The sequence below is a fragment of the Corynebacterium sp. 335C genome (genome assembly GCF_053525695.1).
The window spans coordinates 552,673-579,282 of sequence record NZ_JASTTB010000001.1 but is presented as its reverse complement, the minus strand read 5'-3'; the positions used below and the strand labels follow the sequence as shown (position 1 = coordinate 579,282).

Here is a 26,610-nt window from a genome sequence, read left to right as displayed (position 1 = left end):
GTTGAAAAACGTTTTCAATACTATCGTGACGCATATGTTGCATTGCGCATATGCGATGCCGCGCAACCGATTCGGCCGCGCGCATGCCCGTGGCCCGGCCGTCCCGATCCGCCCGGCGCCGGCGCCGCCCCGGAACGATCCGCGGCCCGCCATGTACTTTTCCCCGCCGGCGTGACATCGTTGACGCATGTTCGAAAAGACGATGGCCGCCGCGCTGTCCTCCCGTAAACGTTCGCTGCTGACCATCGTCGCCTGGCTCGTCGTCGCGGGCGTCCTCATCCTCGTGTCGCCGTCGACGTCGGACGTCCGCGAGGGCGGCGGCGGGGGCGGGGCGCCGGAGGACTCCCGCTCCGTCGTCGCGGCCGAGCGCCTCGACGCCCTCCGCGCGGACGAGGCGCGGGCGCGCGAGAGCGCCGGCCCCGGCCCCGGCGCCTCCGGCGGCGCCGACGCCGGCCCGCCCGGCATCGTCACCGTGACCACCCCGTCGGCGGAGGGCACGGACGCCGCGGCGGTGGCCGTCGTCAAGCACCTGCAGCAGCGGGACGGCGTGATCACGGTGGCCACCCCGCTGTGCCTGGACCCGGCGGCGGGGCTGCGGCCGGGCCCGGACTGCGCGCCGGCGCGGGGCGAGGGGACCATCTCCGACGACTGGACGACGCGCACCATCACCGCCGTGCTCGAGGGGAAGCCCGACGACGACGGCTACGACGCCTTCATGGAGGACCTCCGCGCCGGCGTGCAGGACGCCGCGGCGTCGGCGACCCCGGGCGCGGAGACGCACGTCACCGGCCCCGCGGGCGTCTCCAACGACCTCGCCGCGGCGTTCGGGCAGGCCGACTGGGTGCTCGGCGCGGCGACGACCGTCATCGTCCTGGTCATCCTGCTGGCCGTCTACCGCTCGCCGGTGCTGGCGGTGCTGCCGCTGCTCGTCGTCGCCGTCGCGCTGTTCACCGCCAACGCCGTCGCGGCGTGGCTGGCGCAGGCGGGCGTGGTGACCATCACGACGCAGTCGACCGCCATCCTCACCGTCCTGCTGTTCGGCGTGGGCACGGACTACGCGCTCATCGTCAACGCCCGCTACCGGGAGGAGCTGGCGCGCGCGTCGCGTGACGACGGCACCCTCCCCGCCCCCTCGCCCGGCGCCGGCGGGGAGGACGGGCGCGGCGCGGCGCGCGGCGGCGCCGTGGCCGTGGACGAACGCGACGTCACCGGCGGCCGTCGCCCGCACGGCCCCGCGATGGTGCGGGCGATGGGCCGCGCCGGCTCCGCCCTGATGTCCTCGGCCGGCACCATCGTGCTGGCACTGCTGGCCCTCGTCGTCGCCGTCACCCCGACGCTGCGCGACTTCGGCCCGTACTTCGCCGTCGGCGTCGTCGTGCTGCTGCTCGCCGGCGTCACCCTGCAGCCCGCGGCCATCGTCGCGTGCGGCGACGCGGTGTTCTGGCCGGGCGGCCGGGCGAAGGCGGTACGCCGCGGCGGCGACGGCGTCTGGGGCCGCGTCGCGGACGTCGTGGACCGCCGGCCCGTCGCCGTCCTCGCCGGGTGCCTGGCGCTGCTTCTTGCGCTGACGGCGGGCCTGGCCGGCTACCGGGAGAGCTACGACATCGTCTCCGGCCTCCGCGTCGAATCCGACGCCCGCGAAGGCCAGAAGGTCATCTCCGAGGAGATCGGGCCCGGGGAGGTCTCGCCCGAGCCCGTGCTGCTCACCGCCGACGGCGGCCTGACCCCCGAGACCGTCGCCGCCATCGCCGCCGACATGCCGGAGAAGCTCCCGGACACCGTCGCCCGCGCCGAGCCCGGGGCGGTGGCCCACGACGGCACCGCCGCCGAGCTCACCGTCGTCCTGGCCCACGACCCCTACGGGCAGGCCGCGATGGACGACGTGGCGGTGCTCGAGCGCGCCTACCCGGAGGCGCTGCCGGCGGAGGTGACCGGCGGTGCGGGTGGCACGGCCGGTGAGGCCGTGACCGGCCTCCGCCTCGCCGCCGCCGGCGACGCCGCCACCAACCGCGACCTCCAGCAGGCCGTCCAGCGGGACCTGCTGGTGCTGCTGCCGCTGCTCATCGTGGTCGTCGGCGTCGTGCTCGGCGTGCTGCTGCGCAGCGTCCTGGCGCCGGTGTACCTCATGGCCCTGCAGGCCCTCGGCTACGCCGCGACGATGGGCGCCACCGTCATCGCCGCCGTCCTCATCGGCGGCGACGAGGGCATCGGCTCCCAGGTCCCCGCCTACGTCCTCATCTTCGCCGTCGCCCTCGGCGTGGACTACACGATCTTCCTCATGGCCCGGTACCGGCAGGAGCTCGCCGACCACCCGCCGCGCGAGGCCATGAACGTGGCGCTGACCCGCACCGGCGGCGTCGTGTCGTCGGCGGGCCTCATCCTCGCCGCCACCTTCGCGGTGCTGACGGTCATGCCGGTGCGCGACCTGTTCCAGTTCGGCCTCGCCATGGCCATCGGCATCCTGCTGGACACCTTCGTCGTCCGCCCGCTCATGGTCCCGGCGTTGGTGCGGCTGTTCGGCCGGCGGGCCCTGTGGCCCTCGACGCCGGCGCACGAGGAGCCTGCGGACGGGGAGCCGGCGGACGGGAAGCCGGCCGCGGCCGAGCGGACATAGACGCCGTCCGGGCCGCCCGGATCCCTCGGGCCTGGGGAGGCTCGGCCTCTCGGCCCCGCGGTTCCGACCCGTTTCCGCCCGCTCCGCGGTCCAGACCCCGTTCTGGCCGTTCAGACCCCGTTTCAACTGGGTCTGAACGGCCAGAACGGGGTCTGAAGGATCGGGGAGGGTGCGCAACGGGGTCGAAATGACCCGGCTGGAACGCGGGGTGGCCAGACCGGGGTCCGGATGGGCCGGCAGGGGAGTGCGCAACGGGGTCGAAACGACCCGGGTCGGCGGCGCAGCCGCTACCTCGCCGCCGCGCGCAGCGCCGCCACCACGGCGCCCGCGTCCCGCAGGTCCGGCAGCACGGCGTGGGCGCCGGCGTCGCGCAGCCGGGCCGCGTCATCGGGCCCCGTCGCCACCGCCACCATCCCGGCGCCGCACGCCAGGGCGGCCGCGACGTCGTGGACCGTGTCGCCCACGGCCACCGCCCGCGCGTCGCCGCAGGCAACGCCACCACCGACCGCGCCGCCGGCACCGCCGACCGCGCCGCCGGCACCGCCGACCGCGCCGCCGGCACCGCCGACCGCCCCGCCGGCGCGCACCCGGCCCCGCCACCGCTCCAGCGTCGAGGCCAGCAGCGCCGCCCGGTCGTCGGACTCGTCGCCGAACGACCCCAGCCCCAGATCCAGCACGGGCCCCGCCGCCGCGGCGGGGGAGGAGCCGGGGCGGGGGACGTCGTCACGCGACACCCCGGAACCGCCGGCGACCGCACCCGCGACCGCGAACCCCGCGTGCCGCAGCTTCAGCTCCGCGGTCGCGCGGACGTTGCCCGTCACCACCGTCTGCGCCGACGCCACCGCGGCCGCCGCCGCCAGCGCCTCCCGCGCCCCCGGCAGCACCCGCCCCTCCCACGGCGCCGCCGCGCACGCCCGCCCGTAGTCCGCGAGCACCCCGGGCAGCTCCGCCGCCGGCACCCCCGACCGCGCCAGCGCCTCGCCCCAGATGGCGTGGTCGGTGCGCCCGGCGAACACCAGGTCCGCCGGCACCGACCCGCCACGCGCCGCGATGACCTCCTCCGCGCACCCGTGCCCGAACCGGTTCGGCTGCAGCAGCGTCAGATCGATGTCCCAGACGACCAGCATCGGCGCCCGCTCAGCCCCGCATCGGCCACGAACCGTCGACGTCCGAGGCGTCCCGTCCCCGGCCCGTCAGGTACTCCCGGAAGCTCTCCGCCTGCTCCCACGCGGCGACGGCCTGCAGCTCCATCAGCTCCTCGCCGTCCATCGTCGCCAGCTCCGGATGCGCCCGCGCGAGCATCCACGCCACGCGCGCCGCCGCCAGCGCGTCCTCCGTCGAATCGTGCGCCGAATCCAGCCGGACGTTCCAGTGGGCGCACGTCGCCTCCAGCGTCCGCTTGCCCTTCCGGTAGCGGTCGAAGTGCTTGTCCAGCACGAACGGGTCCACCACCAGCCCGTCGACCGTGAACGACGGCTCCTGCGCCCGCAGCACCGTCAGGTCGTACGCCGCATTGTAGGCGACCACCGCGTAGCCGTCGTTCCACGCCGACTGCAGCATCCCGATCGTGCGGTTCAGCACCTCCGCGTGCGGTCGGCCCTCCGCGCGCGCCCGCTCCGTGGTGATGCCGTGCACCCGCGTCGCCTCCTCCGGGATCTCGACGCCCGGGTCCGCCAGCATCGCCGCCTTGTCCGGCGCCTGCCCCGACGTCAGCCGCACCAGCGACGACGTCACGATCCGGCAGGTCAGCGGGTCCTTGCCCGTGGTCTCCAGGTCGAAGGCGACCATCTTGGCGACGTCGAAGCTGTACATGCGGGCCAGTCTATGCGGACGCCCGACACCGCGCGGCCGCGTCCGCCCGGGCGCCTACACTGGGTCCCCGTGAGCGACACCACCCCGTCCGACGTCCGCCGCGAATGGGCCGAGCTGGCGGAGGATCTCCGCGGCCACTCCGCCCGCTACTACGCCGGCGAGCCCGTCGTCTCCGACGCCGAGTACGACCGGCTCTTCCGCCGCATCCAGCAGCTCGAGGCCGAGCACCCGGAGCTCGCCACGCCCGACAGCCCGACGCAGACCGTCGGCGCGCCCGTGGAGGAGCTTGACGACGGGACCCGCCCCGCGGACGGCTCCGCCGCGGCGGCCGGGGACGGGGCGGGAGACGGCGACGGCTCCGGGGCCGCCGGGGGAGCGCGCCCCGCCGACGGCGTCGTCTTCGAGCCCGTCGAGCACCCCCAGCGCCTCTACAGCCTCGACAACGTCTTCGACGAGGCCGAGCTGCGCGACTGGCTCGCCCGCACCCCGGCCGAGGCCTACCTCACGGAGCTGAAGATCGACGGCCTGTCCATCGACCTCGTCTACGAGGACGGGAAGCTCGTCCGCGCCGCCACCCGCGGCGACGGCCGCGTCGGCGAGAACGTCACCGCCAACGCCCGCACCATCGCCGACATCCCCCACGAGCTCACCCCCGGCGACGACCTCCCCGTCCCCGCCTTCCTCGAGGTCCGCGGCGAGGTCTACATGCGCCCCGACGAGTTCGAGCGCATCAACGCCGCCCGCGCCGACGCCGGCCAGACGCCCTTCGCCAACCCCCGCAACGCCGCCGCCGGATCCCTGCGCCAGAAGGACCCGTCCGTCACCGCCGAACGCAACCTCAACATGATCTGCCACGGCATCGGCGAGATCTCCGGCTGGCGCCCCGAATCCCAGCACGCCGCCTACGAGGCCCTCGCCACGTGGGGCTTCCACGTCTCGCCGTACACGAGGCGCGTGGCCGGGGCGGATGACGTCGTCAAGCAGATGCAGCACTGGGGCGAGCACCGCCACGACGCGGAACACGAGATGGACGGGCTCGTCGTCAAGGTCGACGCGCTGTCCGGGCAGCGCGCGCTCGGCGCCACCGCCCGCGCGCCCCGCTGGGCCATCGCCTACAAGTACCCGCCCGAGGAGGTCACCACCGACCTCCTCGACATCCGCGTCTCCATCGGACGCACCGGCCGCGCCACCCCCTACGCCGTCCTGCGGCCCGCCTCCGTCGCCGGCTCCACCGTCGCCCGCGCCACCCTGCACAACCCCACCGAAGTCGAGCGCAAGGGCGTCCTCATCGGCGACCGCGTCACCATCCGCAAGGCCGGCGACGTCATCCCCGAGGTCCTCGGACCCGTCGCCCAGCTGCGCGACGGCACCGAACGCCGCTTCATCTACCCGCACCTCTGCCCCGAATGCGGCACCCCGCTCGCCCCGTCCAAGGAGGACGACGCCGACTGGCGCTGCCCCAACACCCGACGCTGCCCCGGCCAGCTGCGCCGGCGCGTCGAGTTCCTCGCGTCGCGCGGCGGATTCGACATCGAGAAGCTCGGCGAGACCGGCGTCGCCGACCTGGTCAACCGCGGCATCATCGTCGACGACGGCGCCGTCTTCGAGCTCGACGAGGACGCGCTCAAGCGCTCCACCGCCTACGTGACGACGAAGGGCGACGTCAACGCCAACGGCAAGCAGCTGCTCGCCAACATCGAGGCCGCCAAGGGCGTCGACCTCTGGCGCGTGCTGGTCAGCCTGTCCATCCGCCACGTCGGCCCGACCGCCGCCCGCGCGCTGGCGCAGAAGTTCGGGTCGCTGGACGCCATCGCCGGGGCGACGCGCGACGAGCTCGCCGACACCGACGGCGTCGGCGGCATCATCGCCGACAGCGTCATCGAATGGTTCACCGTCGACTGGCACCGCGACGTCGTCCGCCGCTGGGCCGACGCCGGCGTCCGCATGGCCGACGACGTCTCCGACCGTCCCGACCAGGTGCTCGACGGGCTCACCGTCGTCGTCACCGGGGCGCTGGAGGGCTTCACCCGCGACTCCGCGAAGGAGGCCATCATCGTCCGCGGCGGCAAGGCGGCCGGGTCGGTGTCGAAGAAGACGTCCGTGGTCGTCGTCGGCGAGAACGCCGGATCGAAGGCCACGAAGGCCGAGGACCTCGGGGTGCCGATCCTCGACGAGGCCGGGTTCGTCCGGCTGCTCGAGGAGGGCGCGGCGGCGATTCCGGCGGCGGGCGGCGCGGACGGCGACGAGGACGGCGCGGACTAGGGCGCGGACGGCGCCGGCGAGTAGCAAGCCTCGTCGTCGCTCTGCGCCGCGTAGGTGGAGTCGACTCGGGGCACCCGTGCAAAAGCGGCCAGAAATCCGCCGCGGACGCCGGTAAAAGCCCAGGTCGCGTTTTGGCCGACGGCGGCAGGATGGCACAACGTGCACGGGTGCCTGCCTGCCTGGAGGCCGCACGGCACGACCCGGTTACGTGCGTCCCACTGTGCTCAGGCGGCGCATGTGTCACCGGCACGGAGGGCTCGCGGGCCCTGCAGGCTCACTCGTGCGCAAGTGGCCATCGTGCCACCGCCTGTGCGCGCAAAAGCCCAGGTCGGATCCTGCCGGGGCGGTGGTTTGCTGGCCAGTTGCGCACGGGTGCCGGCCGCCGTGGGGGAGGGGACGGCGGCGTCTGGTCACGTGCGTCTCACCATGCACACGCGGCGCTCGCGTCACCGGCGGCGGAGGGCTCGGCGGGGCGTGTGCGGGGGAGTGCCGCGCCGGGCGCTGGTTGGCCGGGCGAGCGGCGGGGCGGCGCGGGCACTCGTGCATAAGTGGCCAGAAATCCGCCGCGGACGCCGGCAAAAGCCCAGGTCGCGTTTCGGGCTGCGGCGGCAGGATGGCACACAATGCACGAGTGCCGGCCGCTGCGGGGGGAGGGGACGGCGAGGTCTGGTCACGGGCGCCCTATCGTGCTCATGCGGCGCATGCGTCACCGGCGGCGGGGAGAAGCGCCCACCCCGCCGACGGGAACGGCCCCCGCCGCGCCCGGGATGGGCGGCAGGCGGGGGCCGTCGTCACGCGAAGGCGCACGCGAACCAGCAGGTCACGCGCATACGGTGAGCGCGATGCGGGCGGCGGACCCGGCGGGCGGCGAGGCCCGGCCGGGCGCGCGCCGGAAGCGCTGCGCTACTCCGCGGCCGGCGCGGCCGGCGCGATCGGCGTCGGCTCGATGCGCCACACCTCGCGGGCGTAGTCGCCGATGGTGCGGTCGGAGGAGAAGCGGCCCGACCGGATGATGTTGAGGAAGCACTTGCGCGCCCACGCGAGCTCGTCGCGGTAGTCCTCCGCCATGCGGTCGCGGGTCGCGCGGTAGTCCTCGAAATCGCCGAGGACGTACCAGACGTCCGCCGGCTCCATGCCGAACCCGTCCAGCAGCGACACGTGGAGGTCGTGGAACATGCCGGTGCCGCCGTCGTCGAACGTGCCGTCCACCAGGGAATCGACCGCGCGCTTCAGGCCCGGCACCGACTCGTAGACGCCGCGGGCGGAGTAGGTGCGCCGCAGCTCCGGCAGCTCCTCCTCCTTCGCGCCGAAGATGTAGGCGTTGTCGTCGCCGACGGCCTCCACGATCTCGACGTTCGCGCCGTCGAGCGTGCCCAGCGTCAGCGCGCCGTTCATCATGAACTTCATGTTCGACGTGCCGGACGCCTCCTTGCCGGCGGTCGAGATCTGCTCCGAGACGTCGGCGGCCGGGATGATGCGCTCGGCGGGGGAGACGTTGTAGTTCTCGACGAAGACGACCTTCAGCTTGCCGCCGATCTCCTCGTCGCCGTTGACCAGGGCCGCGATGGCGTTGATGAACTTGATGATCGCCTTCGCGCGGACGTAGCCCGGGGCGGCCTTCGCGCCGAACACCGCCACGCGCGGCACGACGTCGAGCTCCGGGTTCTCCTTGATGCGGTGGTACAGGTCCAGCACGTACAGGGCGTTGAGCAGCTGGCGCTTGTACTCGTGCAGGCGCTTGATCTGCACGTCGAACATGGCGGACGGGTCGACCTCGACGCCCTGGCGGTCGAGGATCCAGGCGGCGAAGTCCTCCTTGTTGCCGCGCTTGGCGGCGATGACCTCGCGCAGCACGTCCTCGTCGTCGGCGAAGCGCTCCAGCTCCGCGAGGCGGTCGAGGTCGGTGACCCACGCGTCGGAGCCGAGGAGGCGGGTCAGCAGCTTCGGCAGGCGCGGGTTGCACTGGTTCAGCCAGCGGCGCGGGGTGACGCCGTTGGTCTTGTTGTTGAACCTCTCCGGCCACATCTCGTACCAGTGGCGCAGCGTGTCGCGCTTGAGGATCTCGGTGTGCAGCGCGGCGACGCCGTTGACGGAGTACGCCGCGTAGCAGGCGATCCACGCCATGTGGATGCGGCCGTGGGAGATGGGGGCGAGGTAGTCGATGGTGCCGCCGTCCATGCCGCGGGCGCCCATCTCCTCGCGGAAGCGGCGGTCGATCTCGGCGACGATCTCCAGCACGCGGCCGAAGAGCTTCTGGAAGATGGAGTACTCCCAGGTCTCCAGCGCCTCGGCGAGGACGGTGTGGTTGGTGTAGGCGAAGGTGCCGGTGACGATCTCCCACGCCTCGTCCCAGCCCATGCCGTGGTCGTCGAGCAGCAGGCGCATGAGCTCGGGGATGGCGAGCACCGGGTGGGTGTCGTTCAGCTGGATGGAGTTGTACTCGGCGAACGTCGACAGGTCGCCGTGCTGCGCGATGTGCGACTCGATCATCTCCTGCAGCGACGCGGAGACGAAGAAGTACTGCTGGCGGACGCGCAGCACCTTGCCCTCGTAGGTGGAGTCGTTCGGGTACAGGACGCGGCAGAGGTCGTGGACGCGCTCGCGCTCGATGATGGCGTCGGTGAAGCGCTGGGAGTTGAAGGCGTCGTAGTCGAACTCGCGCATCGGTTCGGCGTTCCACAGGCGCAGGGTGTTGACGTTGTCGGTGCCGTAGCCGGTGATCGGCATGTCGTAGGGGACGGCGCGGACGACGAGGTCGTCGAAGGAGACGATGCGGGCCTGCTCCTCGCGGCGGACGACGAAGGGGTAGCCCTCCTCCATCCACGGGTCGGGGTGCTCGTCCTGGAAGCCGTTCTCGAAGGTCTGCTTGAACAGGCCGTAGCGGTAGAGGATGCCGTAGCCGGTGACGGGCAGGTCCTGGGTGGCGCAGGAATCGAGGAAGCAGGCGGCGAGGCGGCCGAGGCCGCCGTTGCCGAGCGCCGCGTCGTGCTCGGCCTCGAGGACGTCGGCGAGTTCGGCGCCGTGGGCGAGGACGGCCTTCTCGGCCTTCTCGACGAGGCCCAGGTTGAGGAGGTTGTTCAGCAGCGCGCGGCCCATGAGGAACTCGGCGGAGAAGTAGTGCTGGCGGCGGGTGGCGGCGTACGCGTCGGCCGTCTTCTCCCAGTCGCCGGCGAGTTCGTCGACGACGACGCGGGACAGGCCCGCCCAGAATTCGGTCGCGGTCGAGGTCTCGGGGGTGCGGCCGGATTCGGCGCGAACGTGGGAGCCGAGGCGGTCGGTGAAGGTGGTCAACGCGTCTCCTTGCGGTCGGGTGGGCGGGGCCGCCGCCGGCATGCGGGGCCTCGGGTCAGACTACCCGGCGGGTGCTTGCGCGTCGCGGCGGGAGGTGCGCCGGTGCAGGTGCGCAGGTGTTCGCGTGACGACGGTCACCGCCTGCGGCGATGCCCCCGGCGCGCGGCGCGGCGGGCCGGGCCGGGTGCGGCCGCGTTGGCCGCCCTCCGGCCTCATCGCCGCCCACGCCGCCAGCGTCCGCGCCGCCCGCGCCGCCCAACGTCCTCGGCCGGCGCCCTGGCCGTCCAGCGCCCTCGGCCCCCTCCGACGCCGCGCCCGCGTGCGGCCGCCGGCACACCCCGGCCATTCGCGCCTCACATGTCGCACCCGCCCCAGGATGCTCGGTCGTCACACCGGGAAGGGGGTCGTGGACCGCCGACGGGGTGCCTCGAAATCCACTCGTGCACAAGTGGCCAGAAATCCGCCGCGGTGGCCGACAAAAGCCCAGGTCGGGTTTCGGCGTGCGGCGGCAGGATGGCACACAGTGCACGGGTGCCCGCCAGCCAGGAGGCGGCATGGCGAAGCCTGGTCACGTGCGTCTCACTGTGCACACGCGACACGCACGTCACCGACGGCGGACGGGATGCGGGACCGCCTGGCGGGGGGGGGGGGGGGGGGGCTCGCAGGCGCGAGGGCTCCCCGGGTCGTGCGCCGGCAGGAGGGGCCGCCGGGCCGTGCCGCCACGGAGGAGCGGCGCGAAGCGGCGCGGCCCGGCAGCCGCCCTCAGTCCTCCGGCAGCATCGCGCCGACGATGGCGCCGATCCGCCCGAGGTGCTCGACCTCGCTGGGCAGGAAGTCCGGCCCGCCGGGGCGGCCGAGGATGAGCGTGTACCCGTCGCCCATCGGCGCGCCGGCCAGCGACGCGTCCATCAGGGCCCAGGAGCCGGGGATCCAGTCCTCGGTCTCGGGGTCGAGGTGGCGGGCGGTCTCCACGGGCGGGTCGTCGAGCGTGCGGCCGTCGTCCTCCGGCGCGGCGGGGGAGGCGAGCAGGCGGGTGGTGCCCTCGTCGCCGTGGGCGAGGATGAGCGCCCAGCCGGCGGTCATGGTGCGCGGCAGCCCGTCGACGATGGCCTCGAGCGCCTGGTGCGGGTTGCGGCGGTGGCGGGCGAGCTCGGCGAGCATGCGGATCTGGCCGCGGCGGTCGACGGAGCCGGAGAACGGGCGGAGGGAGTCGACGTGGACGTCGTCGAGCGTCTGCGCGGCGGTGATGAGGGTGTCGGGCAGGCGGCCGGTGGGCAGGTCGACGACGATGTCGTCGATGACGGTGTCGCCGCCCTCGACGTGCTGGACGACGTCGACGCTGCGGATGTCCCCGTCCACCTCGCCGAGTGCGGCCGCGAGGTAGCCCAGGGATCCCGGGACGTCGGGCAGCTGGACTCGGATCAGGTAGGACATGGCGGGTTTCCTGCCGTTCCTTTCGTGGGGCGTTCGGTCGGTCGCGGCCACGGTACCGCACCGCCGGTCATGTCCACGTGATCGGCATCACTTATCGGGCGTGGTGCGCGCGCCGGGGTGCGGAAGCCGCGGCGGGCGTGGCGCGCGCCGGGGGCGGGGACACCGCGGCGGGCGCGGGTGCGCGCGGTGGGCGGGAAAGCCGCGGCGGGGAGCGTCGCAACGCTCTGCGACGGGACCTCCCGCGCCGTCACCGCGGACCCCGCCCCGCGCCACGCGCGGGCCCTCCGCCCCGTGACCGCCGCACCGCGCGGCGCGGCGGGGGCGAGGCGGCGCCGCGCCGGGCGGGCGACTACCCTGGACGCGACCAACTGCAACGAACACCCACCGACGACGGAAAGGGGTCCATCGCGTGACCGCCATCTCGCGTGACGAGGTCGCCCACCTCGCACGACTGTCCCGCCTCGCCCTGTCGGACGCCGAACTCGACGAGTTCGCCGTCCAGATCGACGGCATCATCTCCCACGTCCAGCAGGTCCAGGAGGTCGCCGCGGCGGACGTGGAGCCGATGAGCCACCCGTCCTCCATCGCCGGCGTCATGCGCGACGACGAGGTCCGCCCGACGCTGACCGCCGAGCAGGCCCTCGACCAGGCGCCGTCGGTCGACCGCCAGCGCTTCGAGGTCCCGCAGATCCTGGGCGAGGAGGAGTAGGACATGACGGACAACGCGAACCTGTACACCGCCGTCGCCGACGACGCGATCCTCGGCCTGACCGCCGCGGAGCTGGCGCAGAAGATCCACGCCCGCGAGCTGACCTCCGTCGAGGTCACGCAGGCGTTCCTCGACCGCATCGCCGCGGTCGACGGCGACGTCCACGCCTTCCTCCACGTCGGCGCCGACGAGGCCCTGGTCGCGGCGAAGGCCGTCGACGACGCGCTCGACGCCGGCGAGGCCCCGGCCTCCCCGCTGGCGGGCGTCCCGCTGGCGCTGAAGGACGTCTTCACCACCGTCGACGCCCCGACGACCTGCGCCTCCAAGATGCTCGAGGGCTACATGAGCCCCTACGACGCCACCGTCGTGCGGAAGCTGCGCGAGGCGGGCATCCCGATCCTCGGCAAGACCAACATGGACGAGTTCGCCATGGGCTCCTCCACGGAGAACTCCGCCTACGGCCCGACGAAGAACCCGTGGGACCTGGAGCGCACCCCGGGCGGCTCCGGCGGCGGCTCCTCCGCCGCCCTGGCCGCGGCGATGGCGCCGATCGCCATCGGCACCGACACCGGCGGCTCCATCCGCCAGCCGGCGGCCCTGACCGCCACCGTCGGCGTGAAGCCGACCTACGGCACCGTGTCCCGCCACGGCCTCGTCGCCTGCGCGTCCTCCCTGGACCAGGGCGGCCCGACCGCCCGCACGGTGCTGGACACGGCGCTGCTGCACGAGGTCATCGCCGGCCACGACGAGAACGACTCCACGTCGACGGAGCAGCCGATCGCCGACGTCGTCGCCGCCGCCCGCGAGGGCGCGTCGGGCGACCTGACGGGCGTGAAGGTCGGCGTCGTCAAGCAGTTCGACCGCGAGGACGGCTACCAGGACGGCGTCCTGTCCAGCTTCCATGCCGCGGTGGAGCAGCTGAAGGCCGCGGGCGCGGAGGTCGTGGAGGTCGACTGCCCGAACTTCGACCACGCCCTGTCCGCCTACTACCTCATCCTGCCGTGCGAGGTCAGCTCCAACCTGGCCCGCTTCGACGGCATGCGGTACGGCCGGCGGGTCGGCGACGACGGCAACCACTCCGCGGAGCAGGTCATGGCCGCCACCCGCGCCGCCGGTTTCGGCGACGAGGTGAAGCGCCGCATCATCATCGGCACCTACGCCCTGTCGGTCGGCTACTACGACGCCTACTACCTGCAGGCGCAGCGCGTCCGCACCCTCATCCAGCAGGACTTCGACCGCGCCTTCGAGCAGGTCGACGTGCTGGTGTCCCCGACGACGCCGACGACGGCGTTCAAGCTGGGCGAGAAGGTCGACGACCCGCTGAGCATGTACATGTTCGACCTGTGCACGCTGCCGCTGAACCTCGCCGGCATGTGCGGCATGTCCGTCCCGTCGGGCCTCGCGTCCGACACGGGCCTGCCGACGGGCCTGCAGATCATGGCCCCGCGCCACGGCGACGACCGCCTGTACAAGGTCGGCGCGGCGTACGAGAAGGTCCGCGGCGACATCGCGTAGCGCCGCCGCGGGCCGCCGCCGCGCGTCGTTTGCGTGACGACGGCACCCGCGCCGCTCATCGCCCCGGCGCGCGCCCGCGTTTCGCGCCCTCCGCGTGACGACGGCTCCCGCGCCCCGGCGGACCCGCCCCGACGGGCCCCTCGCCATCCCCGGCGAGGGGCCCGTCGGCGATCCGGGGCGGCCCTCCGTATCCTGTCCCGGTGACCTCCGAGCAGAACACCCCGTCCGGCCCGCACGGCGCGGGCGACGGCGCAGCCGGCCGGGCCGCGGACCGCGCGGCGTCCGGCCAGGCGGCGGACCGCGCGGCGTCCGGCCGCGCCGCCGCGTGCCCCGCCGACGCGCCCGCCTACCCGCCGGAGCGCCAGGCCTGGTTCGCCCTCGTCCCGGTGCTCATGGCGTCATTCATGAACCTGCTCGATCAGTCGATCGTGGCCGTCGCGACACCCGACATCATGGGGGAGTTCGACACCGGCTACGCGGCCGTCATCTGGGTGACCAGCGCCTACCTGCTGGGCTACGCCGTCCCGCTGCTGGTCACCGGCCGGCTGGGCGATCAGTTCGGGCAGAACCGCATCTTCCTGGCGGGCGTCGCCACGTTCACCGCGGCGTCGGTGGCGTGCGCGCTGTCGCCGTCCATCTGGGTGCTCATCGTCGCCCGCTTCGTGCAGGGCCTGGGCGCGTCGATGATAGGGCCGCAGACCCTGTCCATCATCACCCGTGTGTTCCCGCCGGAGCGGCGCGGAAAGGCGATGGGCTGGTGGGGCGGTACCGCGGGCCTGGCGACGCTGTCGGGCCCGATCCTCGGCGGCTTCCTCACGTCGGCGGGCGGCTGGCAGTGGATCTTCTGGGTCAACGTGCCCCTAGGCCTCATCTGCCTCGTGCTCGCCGTGAAGTTCATCCCGGACCTGCCGGCGACGTCGCGGAGCTTCGACGTCCCCGGCATCGTCACCTCGATCCTGGCGATGACGTGCGTCGTCGTCGGCGTCCAGCAGGGCGAGCCCGCCGGGTGGGCGCCCTGGACGTGGGGCCTCATCCTCGCCGGCGTCGCGTTCGGCGTCCTGTTCGTCCGCCTGCAGGCCACCGCGCCCGACCGCGGCGTGGAGGCGCTCGTGCCGCTGGGGCTGTTCCGCTCCCGGAACTTCAGCCGCGGCGCCGGCTCCGTCGCCGTGATGGGCTTCGTCACCGCCGCCAACGCCGTGCCGATCATGCTGTACCTCCAGCAGGTCGAGCACCACGACGCGTTCGTCGCCGGCCTGATGATCGCCCCCATGGCGGCGGTCTCCGGCCTGATGTCGCCGTGGGTGGGCACGCTCATCGGCCGGCTGCACCCGCGGGCGATGAACGGCATCGGCTTCGGCGCGATGTTCATCGGCCACATCGTGCTGTTCATCGTCATGCGGCCGGGGATGCCGGTGTGGACCATCCCGGTGGCGTCGATCCTGCTGGGCATCGGACACTGCTTCTTCTGGTCCTCGAACTCCACCATCACCATGATGTCCGTGCCGCACCGCCTGACGGGCGCGGGCTCGGGCGTCTACAACGCCTCCCGGCAGGCGGGCGCGGTCCTCGGCTCCGCAACGACCGCCGCCTTCCTGCAGGTCGGCGCCGGCGCCGGCGGGGGAGCGGCCGTCTTCGCCCACGCGCTGCTGGCCTACGCCGTCGTCCTCGTCGCCGGCTTCCTCGTCGGCCAGGGCCTGCGCCGCCCCGCGGAGTGGCGCGCCCGCTGACGCGACCCCGCGGCGGCGCCGCGATGCGTGACGACGGGACCTCCCGCGCCCGTGCCCACGGCGCGGCACCGCCGGCCGGCGCCCGCCCCGGGCGGCGGCACGGGAGCCGGGGCGGTCGCCGTCGTCACGCGAAAACCCCCGCACCACCCGGGGAAACCCGCGGGCGCAGGACCCGCCGAGCGTCCCACGGCGGGCTCTACTACTCTTTGGGATATGCGTATTGCGACCCTGACCTCCGGTGGTGACTGCCCCGGCCTGAACGCCGTCATCCGTGCGATCGTCCGCACCGCGTCCTCCGAATACGGATCGACCGTCGTCGGATTCGAGGACGGCTGGGTCGGCCTCATCGAGGACCGCAGGGTCCAGCTCTACGACGACGAGAACATCGACCGCATGCTCCTGCGCGGCGGCACCATGCTCGGCACCGGCCGCCTGCACCCCGACATCCTCATGTCCAAGCTGGACGTCATCAAGGAGAACCTCGAGGACGCCGGCATCGACGCCCTCATCCCCATCGGCGGCGAGGGCACCCTCAAGGCCGGCAAGTGGCTCTCCGACAACGGCGTCCCCGTCGTCGGCGTGCCGAAGACCATCGACAACGACGTCAACGGCACCGACTACACCTTCGGCTTCGACACCGCCGTCGCCGTCGCCACCGACGCCGTCGACCGCCTCCACACCACCGCCGAATCCCACCAGCGCGTCATGATCGTCGAGGTCATGGGCCGCCACGTCGGCTGGATCGCCCTCCACGCGGGCATGGCCGGCGGCGCCCACCACATCGTCATCCCCGAGCACCCCTTCGACATCGACCAGATCTGCAAGTCCATGGAGCGCCGCTTCCAGATGGGCGAGAAGTACGGGATCATCGTCGTCGCCGAGGGCGCCACGCCCAAGGAGGGGACCATGGACTTCGCCGAGGGCGGCGTCGACCAGTTCGGCCACCAGACCTTCAACGGCATCGGCCAGGTCATCGGCGACGAGATCAAGCAGCGCACCGGCTACGACGTCCGCACCACCGTCCTCGGCCACATCCAGCGCGGCGGCACCCCCACCGCCTACGACCGCGTGCTCGCCACCCGCTACGGCGTCCACGCCACCCGCGCCGTCCACGAGGGCGACTTCGGCAAGATCGTCGCCCTCCAGGGCTCCGGCATCACCCGCATCACCATCGACGAGGCCGTCGGCGAGCTCAAGACCGTCCCCGAGGGCCGCTACCGCACCGCGCAGGCGCTGTTCGGGTAGGCGCCGGGGCGGCGCGGGGGCTTTGCGACGGGGCGCCGCACGGTGATGTGCGCGACGCGGCCGTCGTCAAGCTCCCGCATTCCGTGGCGAACCCGCATCGCACCCGCATCGAACCGGTCCGGCCGCACGTCCGGACCGGTTCAGCGCGTCCCGGGACGGGGTGCGGCGGGTCCGCCCGGCCGCGTTCGGATAACATGATTCACGTGCGTGCCCCGGAACCGCCGGCTCCTCGCCGGACTCCGGGGCCTCGTCATGTCCCGCCCCGCCGCCGCACGGAGCGGTGCCGCCACGGGGGCGGCACCGCCGCGTGAGGCGGAACCGCCGCGGCGGGGGACGGCGCGGCGCCCGGCTTCGCACGCCCGGGCGCGACCGGGCCGGACCCCGCGCAGGCGGGCCGCGGACGGGGACGGGGGACGCGCCGGAGACCCCGGCGGCGCCCCCGCAGACCCACGACAACCGGATAACAACCGAAGGAACCCCACGTGTTCAAACGGGCAATCCCCATCGCCATGTCCTTCGTCGGCGTCGTCGTCGGCGCCGGCTTCGCCTCCGGCCAGGAGATGCTCCAGTACTTCGTCGCCTTCGGCGGCGTCGGCCGCTGGGGCGCCGTCCTCGCCGGCGCCGTCATGATGGCGGCCGGCGCCATCGTGCTCGCCTACGGCAGCTACCTCCGCGCCAAGGAGCACCTCATCGTCTTCGACCGGATGGCGCTGCCCATCACGTCGAAAATCCTCGACGCCGCGGTGCTGTTCACGCTCTTCTCGACGGGCTTCGTCATGCTCGCCGGCGCCGGCTCCAACCTGAACCAGCAGTTCGGCCTGCCGACGCTCGCCGGCAGCGTCATCATGCTGATCCTGGTGCTGCTCACCGGCTTCCTGGATGTCGACGCGGTGAGCAAGGTCATCGGCGCCATCACGCCGTTCATCATGATCTTCCTCGTCGGCGCCGGCGTGTACGTGCTGCTGAACACCAGCGGCGACAGCGCGGTGCTGGAGCAGGCGTCGGCGCAGGTGTCGACGAACCTGCCGAACTGGTGGATCTCCGCCCTGAACTACGTCGGCATGTCGCTGATGGTCGGCATCTCCATGGCCATCGTCATCGGCGGCACGAACCTCATGCCGCGCGCCGCGGCCGTCGGCGGCCTGATGGGCGGCACCGTGTGGGCCGTGCTCGTCGTCCTGCTCGTGTTCGCGCTGTACCAGCGCGTCGACGAGGTCTACGCCGACGACATGCCGCTGCTGACCATCGTCACGCAGGTCCACCCGATGATCGGCAACCTCATGGCGATCGTCGTGTTCGGCATGATCTTCAACACCGCCATCGGCATGTTCTACGCGATGGCCAAGCGCATCACGCGCAAGAAGCCGGAGAACTTCCGAAAGGTGTACTTCATCTCCGTGCTCATCGGCTTCGCGTTCAGCTTCATCCCGTTCACGACGCTGGTCGGCATCGTGTACCCGATCTCGGGCTACATCGGCATCGTCCTCATCTTCGTGATGTTCATCGCGTGGTTCCGCGGCCGCGTCGTCATCACCGAGGAGTCCAGCCGCCGCGCCCGCATCCGCGACCTGCTGTCCCGCAAGCTCGACCCGCGCCGCCGCTTCACCCGCAAGCACGCCGCGCAGCTGAAGAAGGACATCAAGGCGTCGAACATCGACGACAAGGAGCTGAACCGGCTCATGTACGACGACGTCCTGCAGGAGCTCGACGACGATGACGAGGTCGACGTCGACCGCGATGTCGACCTCCCGCCGGAGATCGAGAAGGCCCGCGCGGAGGCCAAGGCCGCCGAGGAGGCGGACGACAAGAAGTAGCGGCGCGCGGCGCGGCACGGTGCGGCCCGGTGCGGCCACCGCCTCCGCGGTGCCCCGCTCCGCCGCCGCGCCTCCGCCGGATAGTCGACGGCCCCGTTCCCCGATGCAGGCGAGCGGGGCCGTCGTCATGCGCCCGGCGCCGGTGCTGGCCCGTCCTCCTGCCGAATCCTGCCGGCCCGGCCGCCGACCGGCCGTCGACTGGTTGCCGACCGGTTGCCGGCCAGCCGGTTGCCGACCGATTGCCGGCCGCCGGCCGACCGGTTGCCGGCCGGCGCCTTTCCCGGACACTCGTGCATCGTGTGCCATCCTGCCGCCGCGAGCGCGATTGCGACCTGGGGTTTTGCTGGCCGCCGCGGCGGATTTCTGGCCGCTTTTGCACGGGTGGGTTGGCCAGGCCCGGGGTGGGGCGGCGCGGCCCGGCGTGGCCTCGACAGCCGGTGACTGAGGCGCCGCATGGGGCGGCCGGGGTGCGTGTGACGCCGGACCGCCGTGGTCCCGATGTCCGGCGGGGTGGAGGCTTGTGCGACAGGCTGTCGCACGCCCTCGACGGGCGTTCGGCCGGGTTCCGGCAGGCTCGCCCGGGACCCGTCATGCCCTCGCCCGGGCACTCGTGCATTGTGTGCCATCCTGCCGCCGCGAGCGCGATTGCGACCTGGGGTTTTGCTGGCCGCCGCGGCGGATTTCTGGCCGCTTTTGCACGGGTGGGTTGGCGAAGTCCTGGGTGGGTTGGCGCGGCCCGGCGGCCCGGTGGCCCGGCGGCCCGGTGGCCCGGCGGCCCGGTGGCCCGGCGGCGCCGCGGACCGGCGGCCCGGCGGCCCGGTGGCCCGGCGGCCCGGTGGCCCGGCGCCACGCGGCCGCGCGCCCGCGACTACGCGAGGCCGGTCTGGCCCGCGACTACGCGAGGCCGGTCTGGCCCGCGAACTCCCGCGCCTCGTCGATGCCCTTGAACCCCTGGTAGCGCAGGACCGCGTCGCCCTGGACGTCGTACATGACGTCGAGCGGCTCGTGGTACGACAGGTCGTGGCCGTCGGAGCCGCCGAGGTCGACGAACCCGTCGCCTCCGTCCTCCACCGCGTCGATCGCGCCGCGGTCGGTCCACAGCGTCACCAGGATGCCGATGTCGTCGCCGGTGAACGGCCCGTCGATGAGCACGCAGTCGACCGCCGGCAGCGGGCCCTCGTCCTCGAGGACGCCGTAGAGCTTCTCCTCGTTCTCCATGCAGGCGCCCTCGTGGAAGGACGCCTTCGCCGGCTCGCCCAGGCGGTCGTGCAGCATCTGCGCCGTCGGCGGCTCGGCCTGCCCGCCGACGCGGGAGAACACGAACCATGCCAGCGCCGCCGCCACCAGGATCGCCGCGACGGCGATGACGGCGATGCGCCCCCGGCTCCTCCGCTCCCCGCGGCGCGCGCGGGAGCCCCGGCCGGCCCGCGACTCCGCGCGCACGGGGCCGGAATCCGACGGCACGGCACCCGGGCCGACCTCGCGGGGGATGCGGTCATCGCTCACGGCGGGCTCCTTTCCGTCCGCCGGCGCGGCGCCGGCGTCATGTCCGACACAACGATAATCCACCGCGCGGCACCGCCGGACCGACCCCGCGGCGCGCCGCGGCCGACGCGCCGGAGCGGTGGCCGTCGTCACGCGGACATGCGGACGCCGCAGCGTGCGCGCGGCCCCGGGCCACCTGCGCGCGCCCCGCGTCGCCCCGGGTAGGATGTCCGCCATGACCGCCGCTTACGCAGATGATCTGATGGACTACGACGAGGTCCTCCAGCGCTTCGATCCCGTGATGGGCATGGAGGTGCACGTGGAGCTGGCCACGAACACGAAGATGTTCTCCGCCTCGTCCGCGAACTTCGGCGCCGAGCCGAACAGCAACGTCGATCCCTGCAGCCTGGGCCTGCCGGGCGCGCTGCCCGTCGTCAACCGCAAGGGCGTCGAGTGGGCCATCAAGATCGGCCTCGCGCTCAACTGCGAGATCGCCGAGTCGTCCCGCTTCGCGCGGAAGAACTACTTCTACCCGGACCAGCCGAAGAACTACCAGATCTCCCAGTACGACGAGCCGATCGCCTACGACGGCCACCTCGACGTCGTCCTCGACGACGGCACCGAGTGGCGCGTCGAGATCGAGCGCGCCCACATGGAGGAGGACACCGGCAAGCTCACCCACCTCGGCGGCGCGACGGGCCGCATCCACGGCGCCACCCGCTCCCTGGTCGACTGCAACCGCGCGGGCATCCCGCTCATCGAGATCGTGACCAAGCCGATCATCGGCGCCGGCGAGCGCGCCCCCGAGGTCGCCCGCGCCTACGTCTCCGCGCTGCGCGACCTGGTCAAGTCCCTGGGCGTGTCCGACGCCCGGATGGACCAGGGCTCCATGCGCGTCGACTCCAACGTGTCGCTGCGCCCGGTGGGCCAGGAGGAGTTCGGCACCCGCACGGAGACGAAGAACATCAACTCCCTGAAGTCCGTCGAGCAGGCCGTGCGCTACGAGATGCAGCGCCAGGCCGCGGTGCTCACCGCCGGCGGCTCCATCCGCCAGGAGACCCGTCACTACCAGGAGGCCGACGGCTCCACCTCCGCCGGCCGCATCAAGGAGACGGCGGAGGACTACCGCTACTTCAACGACCCCGACCTGCCGCCGGTGCTTGCGCCGAGGGAGTGGGTCGAGGAGATCCGCGCCACGCTGCCGGAGCTGCCGTGGGTCCGCCGCGCCCGCATCCAGGAGGAGTGGGGACTGAAGGACGAGGAGATGCGCGACCTCGTCAACGCCGGCGCGCTCGACCTCATCGTCGAGACCGTCGAGGCGGGCGCGAAGCCGGCCGAGGCGCGCTCCTGGTGGGTCGCCTACCTGGCGCAGAAGGCCAACGAGCGCGAGGTCGAGCTGGAGCAGCTGGACATCACCCCGGCGCAGGTCGCCCGCGTCGTGGAGCTCATCAACGAGGGCAAGCTGACCAACAAGCTCGCCCGCCAGGCCGTCGACGGCGTGCTGGCCGGCGAGGGCGACGTCGACGAGGTCGTCAAGGCCCGCGGCCTGGAGGTCGTGCGCGACGACGGCGCCGTCACCGCCGCGGTGCAGGAGGCGCTGGACGCCAACCCGGACATCGTCGCGAAGATCAAGGACGGCAAGACGAAGGCCGCCGGCGCCATCGTCGGCCAGGTCATGAAGGCCACGCGCGGCAAGGCCGACCCGGGCCAGGTGAACAAGCTCATCGCGGAGCTCGTCGCCAAGATGTAGCCGCGTCGCCGCGGTCGCCGCGTGCGCGCAGGGTGCGCGCCCGGTCGCCGCGGCATCGCGTGACGACGCCCGCCGACCCGGTTCCCCGGGTCGGCGGGCGTCGTCGTTCGCGGGTGCCGCGCCGATGCCCGACGACGCCGACGGCGGCCATCACCGTGGCCGCGGGCGCGTCATCCGCGCGACGGGCGCGGCGTCAAGCCGCCGGACTAGTCGTCCTCGGGCTTGTTCTCCTGCTTCCACTGGCGGAAGGCCTCCTCGGCCCGGCCGACGCGCCAGTAGCCGGACAGCGACATCGTCTTCCGGTCGACGCCGCGCTCCTTGATGAACCACGGGCGCAGTCGCTTCATCATCGCGTGGGCCTCGCCGTGGGCGAAGACGTCGACGCGGCCGTCGCGCCACGGCAGCGTGTTCTGGACGTAGTCCACGAGGGCCTCGCCCGGGACCTCGCCCTGCGGGAGCCAGTGGACGCAGTGGTGGCACTCGACGGGCAGGTCGCGCTCGGGGTCGAGGGACTCGATGACGACCTCGACCGGGTCGTACTCGCCGAGCGCCCGGATCGCGGAGGTGATGGCGGGCAGGGCGGTGTCGTCGCCGACGAAGAGGTGCCAGTCCGCGGTCTCGTCGGGGGAGTACTTGCCGCCGGGGCCGTAGACGCCGATGCGGTCGCCGGCCTGGGCGCGGGCGGCCCAGGGGGCGGCGAAGCCCTCGTCGCCGTGGACGACGAAGTCGACGGACACCTCCTTCGCCTCCGCGTCGATGGAGTGGACGGTGTAGGTGCGCAGAACGGGGCGCGGGCCCTCGCCCGGGGCGCCCTCCGGGACGTGCGGGGTGCCGTCGTCGTCGAAGCAGAGCTTGACGTAGGCGTCCGTGTTGCCGGACGCGGCGAACGGCTCGAAGGAGTCGACGGAGAAGCGCAGCCGCAGCATGTGCGGGCCGACCTCCTCCGACGACAGGACGGTGAAGATGCTCTGGTGAATCTGACGGGCCATGAAGGAGATCCTAACCCTGAAATGGTGTTCCGCGGATGCGTTTTTTACGGGGATAGGAGCGGCGGCCGTCCGCGCACGTGGATCAGTCCGGGGATCCGCCGCGCCCGCCGTCGGCCGGCAGCCTGACGACGCGGTCGTCCGACGCCCCGCCGCCGCCCTCGGCCAGCGCCCGGTTGGCGGTGCCGCCCCAGATCTCCGCGCCGCCGGCCGACGGCACCACGGCGATTTCGCGGATGTGGCCGAACGCGCCCTCCACCAGCACGTCGGGGCCGCCTTCGACGGACCAGACCTGCGGCCCTCCCGGGTCGCCGGGCAGCGGCGCCGACTCGTCGAGGGACTGCAGCGCCACCGGCAGGGCGACGACGCGCTGGGCGCCGGGCACCGCGACGACGACGCGGGATCCGTCGAAGGCGCAGCCGCCGATGGTGTCGTCGACGTCGACGCCGCCCAGCGGCTCCACCAGCGCGCCGTTCCACTGCACCAGCGTCGGGCGCCCGTCGAGGTAGACGGTCATGAGCGGCGGCGCGTCCGGCGGGACGGCGCACACGCCGACGACCTCGATGCCCTCGTCGCCGGCCAGCAGGAACGCCGGCTCGCCGTCGCGGCCGACGTGCATGGCGACGGCGCCCGGCTCCGGCTCCCGCTCCGCCAGGTCGGCGCCGCCGCCGGGCAGGAGGGTGAGCCGCGCGACGGAGGCGTCGTCACGCAGGACCATGACCTGGCCGGTCTCCGCGGAATCGGGCATCGCCAGCAGCTGGCGCACCCGCGCCCCACCCTCGGCGACGCGCTCCGGCGGGGCGCCGGGGCGGATGCGCCACAGGGCGCCGTCGGCGGTGGCGGCCGCGCCCTCGCCCGGGCGCACGGCGGCCAGCGCCGTGACCTCCGGCAGGCAGGCGGCGAGCGTCACCTCGTCGACGGCGCACGGATCGGCGTCGTCCGCCTCCCGCGGCCGCGACGACGGGCCGGAGCCGGGCAGCCCCGGCGACTCCGCCTTCGGCATCGGCGCGGGCTCCGGCATCGCGCCCTCCGGCGCCTCCGCGAAGGGGCCGCGCAGCGCCGGGTCATCGGCGAGGCAGCCGGAGGCGCACGCCAGCAGCGCGGCGCAGGCGGCGGCCGCGGCGCGGCGGGCGGGGGAGCGGGTCACGCGGCCCAGGATAGGGCAGGTCCGCGGCGCCCGGCCCCGGCATGGCGTCCCCCGCCCGCGCCCGGTCGCGCTTAGGCTGGGTCCCGTGAGCGACAACGACAAGACCACCGACCGCACGACGGACCTGCCCGGCGCCGACGGGGTCCCGGGCGACCGCCCGGTCGACGCGTCGTCGACGACGTCGGCGCCTCCGACCCGACCCGGGGAGATGGTCGACGACGTCGACGATCTCGACATGCAGCTCGACGAGGCCGCCGCGCCGGCCACCGCGGGCTCCGCGACGCCGCTGCGCCGCGAGGACCTCGACGGCGCGGACGCAGCCGATGCCGCCGACGAGGCGGATGCCGCCGTCGCGCGTGACGACGTGCCCCGCGACGCCGATTCCGCCGACGCGGCCACGACGGGCGTCGTGCCGGTCGTGGGCGGTTCCCTCGACGGGGACCGCGCGGCGGCGGGCGGCGCGGACGAGACCGCCGCGGCCGGCGGCGCCCCGGCGGCCGCGGGCACGGCCGGCGCCGCCTCCGTCCCGGCCGCGGAGGAGGACGCGGCGACCGAGCACCTCGACCTCTACGCCCTGACCGGGCGCGCCGCGCCGAAGCGCATCGAGCCGCTGCCGAAGACCGGCTCCTACGCCGCCGCCGACGCGGACTTCGCAGGCCGCGACGAGCCGGCCGTCGACCCGGACGCCGAGACGACCGTCGCCCCGGCGGCCGTCGCCGGCGGCGCCGGGGGAGCGGCCGTGGCCGGAGGCGCCGCCGCGGGCGGGGCCCTGGCCGCCGACCCGGAGCCGGCGCGCTACGCCGACGACGCCCCGGGCGAGACCACCGTCATGGGCGCCCCCGCCGGCGTCGCGGGGCAGCCCGCCGCCTACGGCGACGACTACCCGGAGGACGAGCACGACGAGGACCCGGCGCACGACCCGCGCCGCGGCACCCTCGACTTCGGACTCCTGCTGCTGCGCCTCGGCGTCGGCGGCCTGCTGCTCCTCCACGGCCTGTCGACGTTCTTCGGCTTCGGCGGCTCCGCGGGCCTCACCGGCCTGCAGCAGGAGTTCGCGTCCGCCGGCTACGGCTACGCGTCCATCCTGTCGGTGGCCGTGCCGACGCTGCAGGTCATCGCCGGCGGCCTCCTGGTGCTGGGCCTGGCGACGCCGCTGGGCGCGGGCATCGCGCTGGCGCTGTCGGCCTTCCTCACCATGTTCGAGGTGGCCACCGGCTCCGGCGCCGGCTGGAACATCCTCGGCGAGGGCTCCGCGGCCGTGCAGGTCCAGCTGCTGCTGACCGCCAGCGCGCTGGCCCTGCAGTTCACCGGCCCGGGCCGCTACGGCCTGGACTTCTCGCGCCGCTGGTCGCGCCGCCCGCTGGCGAGCTCCTGGATCTTCTGCATCCTGGCCATCGCCGCGGCCGTCGCCGCCTGGTGGTTCGTCACCGGCACCCTGCCGTTCGTCGGCACGGTCGGGTAGCCGGCCGGCCGACCGGGCCCGGCCCGGCACGCCCGCGTCCGCGGGCCCCGCGCCGCCGCGCACGGCGCCCGGCGACCGGACGCCCCGCCCCCGTCCCGCGCCCCGACCTCCGGGGACGCGCGGGCCGGGGGCCTTTGCGTTCCGCGAAGGTCACGCTAAGGTATCGGACGTTATGTCAACATTGGGGACCCCCGGGACCCCCGCCGGAGGGAGACCCCGATGAAGCACAGGAAGCGCCGCGCCGGCTACGCCAAGCGCGCGGGCCTCGCCGTCGTCGCCGCCGCCCTGGCCGCGGTGCTGGCCCCGGTCATCCTGCCCCCGCAGGAGGCCGCCGCGAACCCGCTGGACGCCATCGGCGCCCGCGCGTCGTCGCTGCCGGCCCCGAAGCTGAACGGCGCGGGGCAGCTGGACGCCCCGGCGCGCACCGAGATCGTCGCCGTGAACCTCGTGTCCGGCGAGACGTTCACGACGGCGAACCCGCACGAGCAGATGCCGGGCCTGTCCATCGCGAAGCTGTACATGGCCCAGTACATCGTCGAGCACGGCGACGCCGCCGACATCCCGGCCGCGGAGCAGATGATCCGCGTCAGCCACGACGGCATCGCGACGCAGCTGTACCGCAAGTACCCGACGTCCATCGCCGACACCGCCCGCGACTACGGGCTCGGCGACACCGTCGCGGCCCGCGCCTGGGGCTCGTCGCGCACCTCCGCGCACGACATGGCGACGTTCCTGCGCGTCCTGCTGGAGCGCGACCCCGCCGGTCCCGTCGTCCGCGCGATGAAGGCGACGGCCCCGGTGGCCGCCGACGGCTACGCCCAGGACTACGGCACGTCCCGCCTGCCGGGTGCGCAGGGCACGAAGTTCGGCTGGTCCGACGACCGCACGAGCGCCCACGCCACGGCGACCATCGGCGACGGCTACGTCATCGGCGCCTCCACCTACGGCACCGCGCAGGCGCTGACCGACGACGTCCTCGGCGCCTTCCCGGGCGGCGAGAACCCCGCGAACCCGGTGCCGGACCTGCCGGATCCGTTCTCCCCGCCGGTGCCGGACCTGCCGCTGCCGGAGCTGCCGGGCGTCCCCGGCGTCCCGGGCCTGCCGGGCTCCGACGCCCTGCCGGAGCTGCCCGGCTCCGACGCCCTGCCGGAGGTCCCGGGCCTGCCGCTGCCGGACCAGGGCTCCGCGCCCGCGCTGCCCGAGGACGTCCGCGACCTCATCCCCGGTATGCCGTCCTAGTCCGCCGCCGTCGCAGCAGCCGCAGCAGCCGCGGCACCCGCGCAGCAGCTTCAGCCGCAGCCGCACCCGCAGCCGCTCCGGCCGACCGCACCCGGCCCCGCCGCACGCCCGGCCCGCG

17 protein-coding genes are annotated in these 26,610 nt (G+C 73.9%); 10 read left to right on the top strand and 7 right to left on the bottom strand.

Features of this window, described 5'->3' with window-relative positions; translation table 11 throughout:
- Positions 1 to 187: 187 nt before the first annotated feature.
- Complete coding sequence (locus tag QQS41_RS02470; RefSeq protein ID WP_448851108.1) at positions 188 to 2,614, top strand: MMPL family transporter; 2,427 nt, start codon at positions 188 to 190, stop codon at positions 2,612 to 2,614.
- 287 nt (positions 2,615 to 2,901) lie between these two features.
- Here QQS41_RS02470 and QQS41_RS02465 read toward each other — a convergent pair whose 3' ends face one another.
- Both QQS41_RS02465 and QQS41_RS02460 read right to left on the bottom strand, forming a co-directional pair.
- The gene (locus tag QQS41_RS02465) at positions 2,902 to 3,741 is read right to left on the bottom strand and encodes an HAD family hydrolase (protein ID WP_448851107.1); all 840 of its coding nucleotides are present in this window, start codon (positions 3,739 to 3,741) and stop codon (positions 2,902 to 2,904) included.
- A 10-nt stretch (positions 3,742 to 3,751) separates the two neighbouring features.
- Positions 3,752 to 4,426 carry an exonuclease domain-containing protein gene (locus QQS41_RS02460; protein WP_448851106.1) on the bottom strand — a complete coding sequence of 225 codons (675 nt, stop codon included), beginning with the start codon at positions 4,424 to 4,426 and terminating at the stop codon, positions 3,752 to 3,754.
- 204 nt (positions 4,427 to 4,630) lie between these two features.
- Here QQS41_RS02460 and ligA point away from each other — a divergent pair, with 204 nt between their 5' ends.
- Complete coding sequence (ligA, locus tag QQS41_RS02455; RefSeq protein ID WP_448851946.1) at positions 4,631 to 6,688, top strand: NAD-dependent DNA ligase LigA; 2,058 nt, start codon at positions 4,631 to 4,633, stop codon at positions 6,686 to 6,688.
- A 903-nt stretch (positions 6,689 to 7,591) separates the two neighbouring features.
- Here the strand turns inward: ligA and QQS41_RS02450 are convergent.
- Both QQS41_RS02450 and QQS41_RS02445 read right to left on the bottom strand, forming a co-directional pair.
- On the bottom strand, positions 7,592 to 10,021 hold the full coding sequence (locus QQS41_RS02450; RefSeq protein ID WP_448851105.1) for a glycogen/starch/alpha-glucan phosphorylase: 2,430 nt from the start codon (positions 10,019 to 10,021) through the stop codon (positions 7,592 to 7,594).
- 720 nt (positions 10,022 to 10,741) lie between these two features.
- Positions 10,742 to 11,413, bottom strand: coding sequence for an amino acid-binding ACT domain protein (locus tag QQS41_RS02445; RefSeq protein WP_448851104.1), 672 nt, complete (start codon positions 11,411 to 11,413; stop codon positions 10,742 to 10,744).
- Between the two features lie 409 nt (positions 11,414 to 11,822).
- Here QQS41_RS02445 and gatC point away from each other — a divergent pair, with 409 nt between their 5' ends.
- The 5 genes from gatC (at position 11,823) to QQS41_RS02420 (ending at position 18,423) form a co-directional block, all read left to right on the top strand.
- Positions 11,823 to 12,122: an Asp-tRNA(Asn)/Glu-tRNA(Gln) amidotransferase subunit GatC gene (gene gatC, locus QQS41_RS02440; RefSeq protein WP_448851103.1), complete on the top strand. Its 300-nt coding sequence runs from the start codon at positions 11,823 to 11,825 to the stop codon at positions 12,120 to 12,122.
- 3 nt (positions 12,123 to 12,125) lie between these two features.
- Entirely contained in the window at positions 12,126 to 13,637 is a 1,512-nt protein-coding gene (gatA, locus tag QQS41_RS02435) for an Asp-tRNA(Asn)/Glu-tRNA(Gln) amidotransferase subunit GatA (RefSeq protein ID WP_448851102.1), read from the top strand.
- Positions 13,638 to 13,837: 200 nt separating this feature from the next.
- Positions 13,838 to 15,364 carry a DHA2 family efflux MFS transporter permease subunit gene (locus QQS41_RS02430; RefSeq protein ID WP_448851101.1) on the top strand — a complete coding sequence of 509 codons (1,527 nt, stop codon included), beginning with the start codon at positions 13,838 to 13,840 and terminating at the stop codon, positions 15,362 to 15,364.
- Between the two features lie 213 nt (positions 15,365 to 15,577).
- A complete protein-coding gene (locus QQS41_RS02425; protein ID WP_448851100.1) occupies positions 15,578 to 16,609 on the top strand; it encodes an ATP-dependent 6-phosphofructokinase in 1,032 nt (343 codons plus the stop codon).
- Positions 16,610 to 17,091: 482 nt separating this feature from the next.
- Entirely contained in the window at positions 17,092 to 18,423 is a 1,332-nt protein-coding gene (locus tag QQS41_RS02420; RefSeq protein ID WP_448851099.1) for a YkvI family membrane protein, read from the top strand.
- Positions 18,424 to 19,317: 894 nt separating this feature from the next.
- Here the strand turns inward: QQS41_RS02420 and QQS41_RS02415 are convergent.
- The gene (locus QQS41_RS02415) at positions 19,318 to 19,929 is read right to left on the bottom strand and encodes a hypothetical protein (RefSeq protein WP_448851098.1); all 612 of its coding nucleotides are present in this window, start codon (positions 19,927 to 19,929) and stop codon (positions 19,318 to 19,320) included.
- Between the two features lie 214 nt (positions 19,930 to 20,143).
- Here QQS41_RS02415 and gatB point away from each other — a divergent pair, with 214 nt between their 5' ends.
- Entirely contained in the window at positions 20,144 to 21,658 is a 1,515-nt protein-coding gene (gatB, locus tag QQS41_RS02410) for an Asp-tRNA(Asn)/Glu-tRNA(Gln) amidotransferase subunit GatB (protein ID WP_448851097.1), read from the top strand.
- A gap of 206 nt (positions 21,659 to 21,864) precedes the next feature.
- Here gatB and QQS41_RS02405 read toward each other — a convergent pair whose 3' ends face one another.
- Positions 21,865 to 22,647 carry a siderophore-interacting protein gene (locus QQS41_RS02405; RefSeq protein WP_448851096.1) on the bottom strand — a complete coding sequence of 261 codons (783 nt, stop codon included), beginning with the start codon at positions 22,645 to 22,647 and terminating at the stop codon, positions 21,865 to 21,867.
- Between the two features lie 82 nt (positions 22,648 to 22,729).
- Entirely contained in the window at positions 22,730 to 23,791 is a 1,062-nt protein-coding gene (locus tag QQS41_RS02400; protein WP_448851095.1) for a glucose dehydrogenase, read from the bottom strand.
- An 85-nt stretch (positions 23,792 to 23,876) separates the two neighbouring features.
- On the opposite strand from QQS41_RS02400, the gene QQS41_RS02395 reads away from it, so the two are divergent.
- Complete coding sequence (locus QQS41_RS02395; RefSeq protein ID WP_448851094.1) at positions 23,877 to 25,253, top strand: DoxX family protein; 1,377 nt, start codon at positions 23,877 to 23,879, stop codon at positions 25,251 to 25,253.
- Between the two features lie 219 nt (positions 25,254 to 25,472).
- Positions 25,473 to 26,492 carry a hypothetical protein gene (locus QQS41_RS02390; protein ID WP_448851093.1) on the top strand — a complete coding sequence of 340 codons (1,020 nt, stop codon included), beginning with the start codon at positions 25,473 to 25,475 and terminating at the stop codon, positions 26,490 to 26,492.
- The last annotated feature ends 118 nt before the right edge of the window (positions 26,493 to 26,610 follow it).